This is a genomic window from Rhizobium sp. No.120, from assembly GCF_054558365.1.
Genome location: NZ_BAAJNQ010000002.1, coordinates 672,067 through 685,037, shown reverse-complemented (window position 1 = coordinate 685,037; position 12,971 = coordinate 672,067). Strand labels below are relative to the sequence as shown.

At 58.6% G+C, this 12,971-nt stretch carries 11 protein-coding genes; 5 read left to right on the top strand and 6 right to left on the bottom strand.

The features are described 5' to 3' along the window. Positions 1-274 precede the first annotated feature (274 nt). The 6 genes from ACYJRZ_RS09010 to ACYJRZ_RS08985 form a co-directional block, all read right to left on the bottom strand. A complete protein-coding gene (locus ACYJRZ_RS09010; protein WP_459458125.1) occupies positions 275-1,453 on the bottom strand; it encodes a cell wall hydrolase in 1,179 nt (392 codons plus the stop codon). 169 nt (positions 1,454-1,622) lie between these two features. Then, positions 1,623-3,488, bottom strand: coding sequence for a potassium transporter Kup (locus tag ACYJRZ_RS09005; protein WP_459458714.1), 1,866 nt, complete (start codon positions 3,486-3,488; stop codon positions 1,623-1,625). A 53-nt stretch (positions 3,489-3,541) separates the two neighbouring features. Next, on the bottom strand, positions 3,542-4,519 hold the full coding sequence (locus tag ACYJRZ_RS09000) for a magnesium transporter CorA family protein (RefSeq protein ID WP_459458123.1): 978 nt from the start codon (positions 4,517-4,519) through the stop codon (positions 3,542-3,544). A gap of 413 nt (positions 4,520-4,932) precedes the next feature. Then, positions 4,933-6,093, bottom strand: a complete 1,161-nt coding sequence (gene apbC, locus ACYJRZ_RS08995) for an iron-sulfur cluster carrier protein ApbC (protein ID WP_459458121.1) — start codon at positions 6,091-6,093, stop codon at positions 4,933-4,935. Between the two features lie 636 nt (positions 6,094-6,729). Next, the gene (locus ACYJRZ_RS08990) at positions 6,730-7,470 is read right to left on the bottom strand and encodes a helix-turn-helix transcriptional regulator (RefSeq protein ID WP_459458119.1); all 741 of its coding nucleotides are present in this window, start codon (positions 7,468-7,470) and stop codon (positions 6,730-6,732) included. Positions 7,471-7,792: 322 nt separating this feature from the next. Beyond that, positions 7,793-8,602: an IclR family transcriptional regulator gene (locus ACYJRZ_RS08985; protein WP_459458712.1), complete on the bottom strand. Its 810-nt coding sequence runs from the start codon at positions 8,600-8,602 to the stop codon at positions 7,793-7,795. 127 nt (positions 8,603-8,729) lie between these two features. Here ACYJRZ_RS08985 and ACYJRZ_RS08980 point away from each other — a divergent pair, with 127 nt between their 5' ends. The 5 genes from ACYJRZ_RS08980 to ACYJRZ_RS08960 all read left to right on the top strand — a co-directional run bounded on the left by ACYJRZ_RS08980 (position 8,730) and on the right by ACYJRZ_RS08960 (position 12,970). Then, on the top strand, positions 8,730-9,500 hold the full coding sequence (locus tag ACYJRZ_RS08980; RefSeq protein ID WP_459458117.1) for an SDR family NAD(P)-dependent oxidoreductase: 771 nt from the start codon (positions 8,730-8,732) through the stop codon (positions 9,498-9,500). A gap of 36 nt (positions 9,501-9,536) precedes the next feature. After that, positions 9,537-10,469 carry a 2-dehydro-3-deoxygalactonokinase gene (locus ACYJRZ_RS08975; RefSeq protein ID WP_459458115.1) on the top strand — a complete coding sequence of 311 codons (933 nt, stop codon included), beginning with the start codon at positions 9,537-9,539 and terminating at the stop codon, positions 10,467-10,469. Beyond that, positions 10,469-11,104: a 2-dehydro-3-deoxy-6-phosphogalactonate aldolase gene (locus ACYJRZ_RS08970; RefSeq protein ID WP_459458113.1), complete on the top strand. Its 636-nt coding sequence runs from the start codon at positions 10,469-10,471 to the stop codon at positions 11,102-11,104. Before ACYJRZ_RS08975 ends, ACYJRZ_RS08970 begins: the two co-directional genes overlap by 1 nt. A gap of 3 nt (positions 11,105-11,107) precedes the next feature. Then, positions 11,108-11,995 carry an SMP-30/gluconolactonase/LRE family protein gene (locus tag ACYJRZ_RS08965; RefSeq protein ID WP_459458111.1) on the top strand — a complete coding sequence of 296 codons (888 nt, stop codon included), beginning with the start codon at positions 11,108-11,110 and terminating at the stop codon, positions 11,993-11,995. A gap of 354 nt (positions 11,996-12,349) precedes the next feature. Further along, positions 12,350-12,970 (top strand): PRC-barrel domain-containing protein, encoded by a 621-nt coding sequence (locus ACYJRZ_RS08960; RefSeq protein ID WP_459458109.1) that lies wholly within the window; start codon positions 12,350-12,352, stop codon positions 12,968-12,970. Position 12,971 lies beyond the last annotated feature (1 nt).

The window sequence follows — 12,971 nt, the reverse complement described above, 5'->3', positions numbered from 1 at the left end:
ACCCCGGTCAACGCGTAAACGAACGGCAGGTTTCGCCACCTTTCGGCCCGTTTTGAAGTCGCGCGCAACATAGTTTTAGGAAAAAGCATAGTCAAGGCGTAGACACCATCTGTCCAGCCATAAATTAGCCCAATTAAATCATGACTTTAGACTGAAAGAGCCATATTGACCGAAAACTGAGCGGAAGAATCCTCTTCGGCCCGTGCTTTCCCGTGGCTTTTTTGCGAGGAGAAGCGGGCCCTGCAGGGGTGGCAATCTGCCGGAACCGGCCGCCTCAGCTCCAGCCGCCGCCATAAGTCCTATAGAAGATGTGCATGCCTATGCGGCCGACCTTCACCATTTCAGCGGCCCATTTCGGTCGAACGTAGACAGCGTGATAATGCGTGGCGGAGCCGACTTCCGGTAGCCAGATCTTGCCGGCGGTCACCGCCATGGCGACCTGGCGGGCAATGCGCCAGTGTTCTGGCGAATTGACGCGCTCCTTGACGTTGTCGCAGGCGAAGGAAAACTGACAGGCGTTGGTCCAATCCTCATTCTGATAGACGACGCCGCAAATGGTCTTTGGATAGGCGGGGTTGCGGACACGGTTGAGGATGACCTGGGCAACGGCCGCCTGCCCCTTCACGGACTCGCCGCGAGCCTCGAAATAGATGCCGGTGGCAAGGCACTGCTGCTCATCCGACGAGAAGACCGACGGCGGCAGGACATTGGCGGCCCAGGCATGATCCTTCGGGCCGATCTGCGGCACGAAGCGTCCCTCATCGTCCTGATCCTTGGCGAGAATGGAATCGAAGGGAGAGACGCGGGCATAATCCGGCGCCGGTGAGGCATAGGCGGCGGCCAGAACATCGGCATTCTGATTGGTGACCAGATTGGCGATATAGGCTGGTACGCTCTCGTCCGGCTTCGGCGGCTCCTTCTTGTAGAAAGCGGTGGCAATCTGGATTTCCTTGCCGCCGAGTTTCGGTTTCAGGAATGCAGTGCGCTCGCCGGTTGCCGATTCCGGCCGAAGCAGCAGGCTTTGGCGCTGCAGCACCGAGCCTGCGGAGAAATCCTTCGGCGGCTGCATGGGCGTGATGGCCACCACTCTGCCCTTCTTGTCCTGCCTGTTGATACGCTCTTCGTCGGGCCTGGGATCGCTGCCCTTGACTTCGGACTGGAACGCGACACGTCGGCCATCCGGCAATACCAGGCCACCGTCTCCAATGGCAGACGACGCCTTGGCGTCGCCAAAGGCCAATTCCGCCTGATGGGTGGAACCGGCCGGCGAGTCTGTCATCACCATGCGCCAATTGGCGCCTTCCCGGTCGATCCCGGCAAGCAGACCGGCAAGATCGCCATAAGCGGCCATTGATGGAAAAATAAGCCAGGCGCAAAGCCCGAAGACGGCTGGCGAGATCCAATTTTGTGGCAGGAACCGCGACGTGCGGCTGACATAACGCGAGCGAGACAACACCGGACTCCAAACGGCACTCGAAACTAGGAGCCGGAATAATCTCCCATTAACCTTGATGGATGGTTAATTCGGGCGAATCTATGGTTATGCAGGCGGTGAACCGAAAACCAAAAAGGCCTGGCGGAGATCCGCCAAGCCTTTTGAACGAACAGCACGAATATCTGCGTCAAATGATAACGTGCGAGCCCAGTTCCACCACGCGGTTGGCAGGCAGGCGGAAGTAGTCCGAGGGGTCGGTCGCAGCGTTGGCGAGGGCGATGTAAAGCCGGTCCTGCCAGTGCGGCATGCCGGATTTTGCATCCGGCACCAGCTTGCGTCGGCCGAGATAGAAGGAGGTCGACATAATGTCGAACTTCAGGCCGGTCTTTCGCAGGGTCGCGAGCGCCTGCGAGACATTCTGCGATTCCATGAAGCCGAAGCGCAGTTCGACGCGCGAGAAACGATCCGAGACTTTCTCGACGGTATAACGATCCTCCTGGGCGACGCGCGGCTTGTTGGTGGTGCGGATCGTCAGGATGACGTTCTTGTCGTGCAGGACATGATTATGCTTCAGATTGTGCAACAGTGCGGCGGGTGCGGATTCCGGATCGCTCGTCAGAAAGATCGCTGTACCGGGCACATGTGCCGGCGAGTGATCGCTCTTGCGCTCGATCGAGCTGACGAAGGACGATAGCGGGATATCGGTGTGGCGTGTCTTTTCCATAAGGATCGCGGTGCCGCGGCGCCAGGTCCACATGATGACGGTGAAGGCCGTCGCGATCATCACCGGCACGTAGCCGCCGTCATGGATCTTCAGGAGGTTGGCGCCGAGGAAGACGAATTCCAGCAGCAGAAGCGGTGTGAGCACGGCAACCGCCATCGGCAGCGTCCAGTTCCAGCGGACCCGCACGAATTCAAATGCCATGATCGAGGTAACGACCATCGCGCCGGTGACTGAGATACCATAGGCCGTTGCCAGCGCATCCGAGGTCTTGAAGGCCAGCACCAGGAAGATGACGCCGAAGAACAGGACCGTGTTGACCGACGGTAGGAAGATCTGCCCGGTATTGGTCTCTGACGTGAAGAGGATTTCCATACGCGGCAGGAAGCCGAGATGAATGGCCTGGCGCGTCAACGAGAAAGCACCCGTGATGACGGCCTGGCTCGCGATGATCGTCGCCATCGTGGCAAGGATGACCACCGGCAGGATCGCCCAGTGCGGATACATCAAGAAGAACGGATCCGACATGGCCATCGGCTCGCGCAGCACCAGCGCGCCCTGACCGAAGTAGTTCAAGGTCAGCGACGGAAACACCAATACGAACCAGGCCCACTGGATCGGGCGGCGGCCGAAATGGCCGAGGTCGGCATAGAGCGCCTCCGCGCCCGTCACCGTCAGGAACACGGCACCGAGAACCACGACGCCGAGGAAGCCCTCGCGCATCAGAAAGCTCACCGCATACCAGGGATTGAGCGCTGCCAGAATACTGTAATCATCGGAAATATGCATGATGCCGGCAACACCCATGACGATGAACCACAGCGCCGTGATCGGGCCGAAGAAACGGGCGACGGCACCGGTGCCATGCGACTGGATCGCGAAAAGCAATGCCAGGATCGCCACCGATATCGGCACGATATAATCCGATAATTGCGGGGTCACGAGCTTCAGACCTTCGACGGCCGAGAGGACCGAAAGCGCCGGCGTAATCATCGCGTCGCCGAGGAAGAGTGCCGCACCCAGCAGACCCAGCAACATTAGAATGGCGGTATGGCCATTGGCCGTCTTCATCAACAGCGCCAGAAGCGAGAGCGTGCCGCCTTCGCCATCATTGTCGGCGCGAAGCAGAAAAAGGACATATTTGATCGTGACGATGATCGTCAGCGTCCAGAACATCAGCGACACGACGCTGATGACTTCGCCGCGCGTCAGGCCGTCAGCGGCCACCGGCTTCAATGCTTCGCGAAAGGCATAGAGCGGGCTCGTCCCGATATCGCCATAGACAACGCCGATCGAACCGAGGGCGAGGTAGGCGAGCTTGCGAGCGTCCATTTTCCCGTCGGGAGAATGATGGGTTTCGTTAGACATTCAGGATCACTAGACTCTCAGAGCCAGCCTTTCCAGCGAAAAAAGAAAAACGGAACGATGGCGGAAACCACCATCAGCAACAGCGATGCAGGGTAGCCGAAATCAAAATGCAGTTCGGGCATATGCTCGAAATTCATGCCATAGACGGAGGCGACAAGCGTCGGCGGCAAGAACACCACGGAAGCGATCGAGAAGATCTTGATGATGGCGTTCTGCTCGATGTTGATCAGCCCGAGCGACGCGTCGAGCAGGAAAGTGATGTTTCCAGCGACGAAGGACGCATGCTCGGAAAGGGACTGAACATCCCTCGAAACATTATGACAGAGGTCTCTTGCTTCGTGGTCCTGCTGCATGGCGGGGATAGCTTGAAGGAAGGTCAGCAGCCGCGACAGCGAACTCAGACTGTCACGTATCTTGCTGAGCGTACGGTGATAGCGCGCTATGTCCTTGAGTTTTTCTTCGAGATAGTTCCCCGGCCGGCGGACCTTCTTCACGCGATCGCCAAAGACATGCACCGACAATATATCGACACCCGCAACCGTCTGTTCAAGGACCTCGGCGGTACGATCGACGATGGTTTCTAGCAGCTTCGCCAGGAGTGCAGCGCCGGTGCGCCGCTCCGGCGGAATACGCGGAAGAGCTGCAATGAAGAGAGCGAAGGACTTCGGCTGAGCATAACGAATGGTGATCAACCGATGTCCCGCCAGGATGAAGGCGACATCGGTCAGCATCGGCAGGCTGGTGTCGGCCTTGCACAGGAGCGAGGCCGTCAAAAAGACCGAGCCATCCTCGATATAGAGCCGGCTCGACGGCTCTATATCCTTCATATCCTCACGCGTCGGCACTTCGAGCCCAAGCAGGCGTTCGATATTGGCTTCCTCTTCGCGCGAAGGATCGACCATGTCGATCCACACGGCATCATCAGGCAACCGGTCGGTCACCGAGAGATCGGGAAGTTCGATCGGCTTCGAACCTGAGCAATAGGCAGTTATCAACTGCGCGCTCCTGCGGCGGCACGGATGCAGGCGGCTTCAGTCCGCGTTGCCCGCACCCATCGCGATCTCACCAATGGTCGACAAAAAAAGCTCATAAAACCCCGGTCGTATCCCGCCCGTCCGGCCGGGAATCCGTGTTCATGTTCCATTGCGCTGCTGTACCAATCCGTCGTCCGTCCCGGCGAAAACGCCTGAGCGGTCGAAATAAAACCACCATTTGGCGGAGATTGGTCATCGGAAACGACCGACCAGTTCCACGCAGGCGGCGCATATGCAGCAAAGCTCGCAAAGAATCAAGTCACAACCTCTTCATCGCGCGCTTCGCCGCAGTTTGGCCAATCCTGCGAAGTCATAGCACAGGCTGCCGACAAGACAATCCGCCGCTTCAGGGAAAGCAGGCCCGTTTTGGTGAATTATTCAAATATGATCGCCGGTGCCGCGCGCTGCGGGGTATCCGCGACTTGCTTCCAGACATTGGCCGCGATTTCGCGATAGATATTTGCGACTACCCCATTCGGCTCGGCAGCGACAAGCGGTGTTCCTGCGTCCGAAGTCTCGCGAATGCTCATGGTCAGCGGCACTTCGCCGAGGAAAGGCACGCCGATGCGCTCCGCCTCCTTGCGGGCGCCGCCATGGCCGAAAATATCATAGCGCGCGCCGGTATCGGGGGCGATGAAGTAGCTCATATTCTCGACGATGCCGAGGACCGGAACCTCGACCTTGCGGAACATGTTCAGGCCCTTGCGCGCATCGATCAGCGCCAGATCCTGCGGCGTCGAGACAATGACGGCACCGGCAAGCGGCACCTGCTGCGCCATGGTCAGCTGCACGTCGCCGGTGCCGGGCGGCATATCGACAACAAGCACGTCGAGCTCGCCCCAGGCGACCTCGCGCAGCATCTGTAGCAGTGCCGATTGCACCATCGGCCCCCGCCAGATCATCGCGGTTTCCTCCTCGACGAGGAAACCCATCGACATGACCTTCAGGCCGTAATTCTCCATCGGGTTGATGATGCGGCCATCGATCTGGGTCGGGCGTCCGGAAATCTTCAAGAGACGCGGCATCGAAGGGCCGTAGATATCGGCATCCAGAATACCGACGCGCAGGCCGTTGGCCAGCAGGCCCAGAGCCAGATTGACCGCTGTCGTCGATTTGCCCACGCCCCCTTTGCCCGAGGCGACCGCGATGATGGCTTTGACGCCCGGCACGCCGATCTTGGCGGTGCGGGGCGGCTGTTGCGGCGCATGTTGATGAGAATGCGGATGGGAATGGCCGTGCGGCGCAGCCTGTGCAGGCGCAGGCCGCGGCGCCGGAACGCCGGCCTTCTTATCGGCGGTCAGAGCCACAAGCGCGCCCTTGACGCCGGGCATGTCCTTGATGACGCGCTCGGCCGCAAGCCGCAGCGGTTCCAGCTCCTTGGCACGCTCCGCGGGAACCGTAATAGAGAAATAGACCTTGCCGTCGGAAATGAAGACATCCGATACCATGCCGAGCTCAACGATATTGTGCTCCAGGTCGGGGCCACGAACCGTCTTTAACGTTTCCAGCACCTGTTCCTTGGTGATGTCTGCCATTTCATCCTCACTGCAGAATCTTTTCGGCAGCGCGGCATAGACGAGCGCTTTCCGAAATCATTCTGGTTTAGATAGTGGAGAGGCGTGGCTTCGCCAACCTAATTCGGGACGCCGTCGATAAAAACGTCTTCGTTGCGGCCGGCAGGTCCGCCGGGTCCATAAAGAAAGAACCCTTACCAGCCGCAACGCTCTCCCAATTCGGAAAGACAGGATCGCAGGCTGACATAAATCATTCATTTGAAAGATATAGGGCAGCAACGCGAAAATCGCGCCGAATATGCGCCGGAACCGAATAGACGTGCCAAAAAAGTAACAACCGCCGCCGATTCCTTCGCCGGGAGAAGCTATGGCGAAGGTGTCGGCGGCGGTCGCTTGATACGCGCACGTTTCATCGGCGCTGTTATCAAAGTCCCCTCTGGACCTCTGTTTCTTCAGAAGCAGGAAGCATGCCAGTTTTCGGAAATCCGGAAAGCACCGATTCTTCAGCAGGTTATCCGAATCGCACCCGGATCAGGGGAGCAAATAGTCGCTGCGGGCTTCATCATATTTTATTCGCAGCGCACAAAAATCATTCACATGCTGCGCAATTTCCAATCACCGCTGTATCGTGCCATCGCCGCAAACGGAGAGGCATCATTATTTTATCAATCCGACGCGCAGAGCCTTGGCGACGGCCTGCGTGCGGTTGACGGTATCGAGCTTCTTAGTCGCGCGGTTGAGGTAATGATTGACCGTATGCTCCGAGAGAGAAAGGATTTCAGCGATTTCGGCGCTGGTCTTTCCAGCTGCCGTCCAATTCAGGCAATCGATCTCCCGGTCAGTAAGGGCGTCAATGACGCGAACATCCAGGCTGCGAATTTCGGCAAGCCGGTCGAAGACATGAACCGCAATATAGAAGAGATCCTTAATCTCCTGCGGTGAAAAGCGCTCACGATCGCCAGCCAAAGATACGGCACCGCGAAGACCCGAGACATCGTGGGTCGGAAAATAGGCGAAATGCGTCATACGGAAACGCTCGAACAAAGCTACGACAAGCTGCGATTTGTTCTCTTCCCGATTGGAGCTTGCCGCCACATCATAAAGAAAAGGCAGTGTGGAGCCCCGCAGACGCTGCAACACGGGGCTGGTCGACAGCAGGCTTTCCTGATCGTAGATCGACAACAGTTCTGCCGGCCAGTTGTTGATCACCGAATTGCTTTGCAAGTCGGAAGAGGTAATCGACGGGAGATTAAGCACCATGAAGGCACGACAACGATAGGCCTCGGTCAACCCCTTCATGAAACGGAACACGTCGAACTGCGTCTTGAGTCTGGCGATTTCCTCGATCAGATCCTCATCGCGAGGGGACATTCCTGCTTGCACCAATGCCGCCATCATCAGTCTTCTTTATGTAAAAGAGGGTAAAAAATACGGAACTTCCGTCTCATGCCCTCGCGATTAACGTGCCGGCGTCGCTATCAGCCACCCGGCGAAATATAAGTTTTGCGAAATCATGATCGCCTCAATGCCCATTACTATTGTCTCCCCCTCGCCCCTCGCCAAAAGCTTTATGTCTTCAGCCATCACCTCAGGATAATGGCAGTTCTTCGCCATATCTCAACAGTAAAATTCAAGATAAACGAGCAATTCCGCTAAGATCCCGCGCCGGCAGCATTAAATCCTGGGATTTCCCGCGATCGTTGCGCCAGACCTACTGGGATCAGCGTTTTGGGCCCATGCGGTTGCGCATGTCCATCATGATCGAATCAGCGGCAACGACCACCAGTGGCGCCCATGCCTGCAGCTTCTGCTGCGTGACGCGATAGGCCGGGCCGGTCACTGAGACTCCCGCAAGCATATGACGGTCATCGGAGCGGATCGGCGCCGCGACGCAGCAAATGCCGCTTTCGTGCTCTTCGAGGTCGAAGGCGTAGCCCCGCGCCCTGATTTGCGCGATATCAGAGAGCAGTTCTGAGGCAGAGTGCAGGGTATGTTCCGTGTAAGGGCGATATTCAAGACCAGAGATTCTCGTTGCGAGCTCGGCATCGTCGAGGGCGGAGAGCGCCGCCTTGCCAACGCCGGTACAGTAGGCCGGAGAGGCATTGCCGACCTGTGAATACATTCGCACGGATTGCTGACCCTCGACCTTGTCGAGATAGATGACCTCCGCCCCCCGCAGAACGCCGAGATGGACGGTTTCACCCGTCACCTCCTGCAAACGGTGAAGGTGCGGCTCTGCAATCGCCCGAAATTCGTTGCGCGCCCAGCTGCGCGAGGCCAGCGTCAAGAGCCGCAATCCGATCCGATAGCGCCCGTCGCGGTCGACCTCCAGAAGCCCCTCTTCGACAAGATGCGACAATTGCCGATGCAGCGTGCCGCGCGGCTGATCGGAAAGCGAGAGAATGTCGGTAAAGCGCATCGGGCTATCGGCGAGCGCGACGAGGTCGAGCAGGGAGACAAGCTTTCCGAGCGTCCCGGTTTCCCGGTCGCGATGCTTTTTATTTTTTTCAGTCTCCGAACCCGGACCCATATTCATTCATTTATCTCTGGCAAAACCGCACTGTCCTTGACACTGTGCAAGGGTAGCCAGATAATTCCATATAGTCAAATTATGTTCCGAATAATGGAACTTTCGATTGGTGTAGGGAGGAGATATCTTGGCGGATATTCAGGCGCAATTTCCCGATCTGAAAGATCGCACCGTCCTCGTCACCGGCGGAGGCTCTGGCATCGGCGCAAGCCTCGTGGAAGCTTTTGCGCGGCAGGGGGCGAAGGTCGCCTTCATCGATATAGCCGAGGAGCCCAGTAAGGCGCTTGTGGCCAAAACTTCAGGCCAATTCGCCCATCCCATTGTCTTCTACCATGCCGACCTCAGCGATGTCGGCGCCATCAAAAGCACGGTTGCAGCCATCGAGTCCGATCTCGGGGCGATCCGCGTCCTTGTCAACAACGCTGCCTGGGATGACCGGCACGACATCGACACCACGACCGAAGAATATTGGGACAACAATCAGGCGATCAATCTGAAGCAGGTCTTCTTCGTTTCACAGGCGGCGGTACCGGGCATGCGGGCAGCCGGCGGCGGCGCGATCATCAATTTCTCCTCGATCGTCTTCAAGATGAACCCGCCACTTCTATCCTCCTATGCGACTGCGAAGTCCGGCATTATCGGGCTGACCAAGAGTTTTGCCGGACGCTTCGGCCCCGAAAACATCCGCGTCAACGCAGTTTTGCCTGGAATGATTGTCACACAGCGCCAGCTCGACCTCTGGCTGACCGAGGACGGGATGGCGACGATGATAGACCGGCAATGCCTGAAACGCGTGCTCAACGCCGACGATCTGGTCGGGCCTGTGCTCTTCCTCGCTTCGGAGTGCTCCGGCGCCATGACCGGACAAGCCATCACCGTCGATGGCGGCATTTTCTAACCTCAAGATTTCGATGTAAGATTTGGAGCATTTCTCATGACGAAACCGGTATATGTCGCAGTAGACTGGGGCACCAGCAGTTTCCGGCTATGGCTGATCGGCGAAGACGACAGCATTCTCGCTGAGTGCCGCAGCGGCGAAGGCATGACCACGGCGGCGCAGACCGGCTTTGGCAATGTGCTGCAGGCCCATCTCGACGCCATATCGGCACCCGACGCCATTCCCGTCATTATCTGCGGCATGGCCGGCGCGCGTCAGGGCTGGGTGGAAGCCGGCTACATCGACACGCCGACCTCGCTTGCCGCAATCCTCACCGCCGCGGTTTCAGTGCCCGGCCAATCCCGGGACATCCGCATCCTGCCGGGCCTTGCGCAACGCAGCCAACAGGTGCCAGACGTCATGCGCGGCGAGGAAACGCAGCTCCTCGGGACGATTACCGCCGATGCCAAGGGCGAACAACTCGTCTGCATGCCGGGAACCCATTCGAAATGGGTGCGCGTGCTGGATGGCCGCGTGACGGGCTTCTCCACCTTCATGACTGGCGAACTTTTCGACGTCATTACCAAGCATAGCATCCTGTCGCATGCCGTTGCCGGCGCTGCCGATATGGCCGCCGATACGCAAGCATTCGAAGCCGCCCTCAAAGCGGTCGTGGACAAGCCGGCGCTCCTGACGAATCTACTATTTACGGCCCGCTCCGGCCAGCTTCTGAACGGGCTGACGGCAGCCGGCGCACAGGCGCTGATATCAGGCACACTGATCGGTGCGGAAATCGCCGGCGCGCGCGCTTCGGCGGGAGAGAATGCGGCCATCACCCTCGTCGCCTCCGGCCGCCTCCAGGCTCTCTACGAGGATGCGTTCCGCGCCCTCTCGCTCACCTTTAAGACGATCGACGCCGATGCCGCCGTCCGTCGCGGACTTTCCGCTGCGGCCGAAGCAATTTGGTTCAAGAAAGAAAGCCAAAGCTGATGACAACACGTACCCCCTTCCCACCCATGAAGCGCCCGCTCATTGCCATTCTTCGCGGCATCAAACCGGAGGAAACGGCTGACATCGTCGGCACGCTGATCGAGACGGGCTTCACGGCAATTGAAATCCCGCTGAATTCGCCGGAGCCGTTCCGCTCCATCGAGATCGCCGCCAAGATGGCGCCTGCCGATTGCTTGATCGGCGCCGGCACGGTGCTGACGGTCGAAGATGTCGACAGGCTGGACGGAGCCGGCGGCAAGCTCCTGGTGACGCCGAATGTCGAGCCTGCGGTCATCAGCCGCGCCCGCGACAAAGGCATGGTGACGATGCCCGGCGTCTTCACCGCCACGGAAGCACTTTCGGCTGCGCGCGCGGGCGCCACCGGTATCAAATTCTTCCCCGCCGGCGTGCTCGGCGCCTCCGGCATCACAGCCATTCGCGCGGTGCTGCCGCCGGAACTCGTCATCGCCGCGGTGGGTGGCGTCTCGGACAAGAATTTCGCCGATTACACCAAGGCAGGCATTCTGGCTTTCGGCCTCGGCACCAGCCTCTACAAGCCGGGAATGACGGCAGCGGAGGTTGCCGAACGCGCCAAAGTCACCATTTATGCCTATGATGCAGCCGTAGGAGCCTGAGCTATGACCGACATTCATGATTTTCAGGGGAATATTCTCTGCAATACCTCCTCGGTCCTCGGCGAAGGCCCCACCTACGATCCTGATACGGATACCGTCTGGTGGTTCAACATCCTCGGCAAGGAATTACACGAATTGCACCTGCCTACCGGCAAGAAGCAGGTTCATGAACTGCCGATGATGGCAAGCGTGCTGGCTCGGGTCGATGCGGAACGGCAGATGATCGCGACCGAACAGGGTCTCTTCCTTCGCAACATCGCGACCGGCGAATTGACCTTCTATACGGCTATCGAAGCCGACAAGCCCGAGAACCGCTCCAATGACGGACGCACCCATATTTCCGGATCGCTCTGGATCGGCACCATGGGCAAGCGCGCCGAGATGCAGGCGGGCGCGATCTATCATGTCGCCGGCGGCAAGGTCACCAAGATCTTCGATCAGATCAGCATTCCGAATTCCATCTGCTTCTCCCCGGACGGCACGATCGGCTATTTCACCGATACGCGCGTCAGCCAACTCATGCGCGTGCTCGTCGATCCCAAGACAGGGCTTCCGATGGGGGAGCCGATCGTCATGGTTGACAGCATGGAAGACCCAGGCGGCCTCGACGGCTCGGTTTGCGATGCAGATGGCTATATTTGGAACGCGCGCTGGGGTTCCGGCTTCGTCGACAAATACAGCCCGGACGGCCTGCGCATCGAGCGCTATCGCGTACCTGCCATGCAACCCTCCTGCCCCGCCTTCATCGGCAAGAATGCGGACCGGCTGGCCGTGACGACTGCCTGGGAAGGGCTGGATGAGGAGGCGCGCTCTATGCAGCCGCAGGCGGGTGCGCTTCTGGAGCTCGGCCTGACGGTGAAGGGCGTTTTCGACCCCCCATACAAGCTTTGATTGAGGGCCGCCTTCAGCACCTCTACGCTGGAGGCGGCATTGCTTTCGACGGAAAATGCAAATCGAGATGACAGCTCCAACCCTGGAAAAATCCAATCGTCCATTGAGCTGCCCACTATATTAGCAATCTTTCTGGTTGTCTTTTGCCGCCGTAGTTATTGATTTCCCGCCATATTCTTTTTGCTTCCGAGCTGCGTGACGTAATTTTCTGCAACTTTTGACGGAACCAAAACCTCCCTGAGCCATTGCTTCTAGGACCGGTACGATAACGGCCGGTAGCACAAAGTTCCACTCGCGCTGGTAAGCATGCGCGTACGACGAAGCATGCCCATCAGAATGAAAGGTAGGTTCACGATGACTGGGAAACTCTTCACTTCCGTTGCCGCAGGCGCCATTTTTGCCACGGCTTCCGTGCTTTCACCCATGGCTTTTGCCCAGGCGCAGCAGCCATCGAATGGCGGCGCGGGCAATAATGCGCCGGTGACGCAAAGCGCGCCGGCAACGCCTGACGTCACCAAGCCCGACGCCTCGGCAGCACAGAAAAGTGCTCAGGCTCCTGCCCCCGCAGCAAGCGGTCAGGCAGGTTATCTGACTACACAATCTGCCGATCAGATCAGCGCCAAGACCTATATGGGCCAGTCGGTCTATAACGGCCAGAATGAGAGCATCGGCAGCATCAATGACCTGATCCTGCAGAAGCAAGGTGGCGTCGTTGCCGCAATCGTCGGTGTTGGCGGTTTCCTTGGCCTAGGCCAGAAAAACGTCGCCGTTCCTTTCGACAAGATCAGCGCCACGCAAAATCCGCAGGACGGGACGGTGAAGCTGACGACGACGGAAACAGCCGATTCTTTGAAGGCCGCGCCAGAGTTTAAGACCCTCTCGATGCAGGCTTCCGAAAAGGCGGCTCAGTCGTCCGGCACGTCGACAATGCCGGCAACCGACAACACGACTACTTCGTCGACCACTAATAAATAAA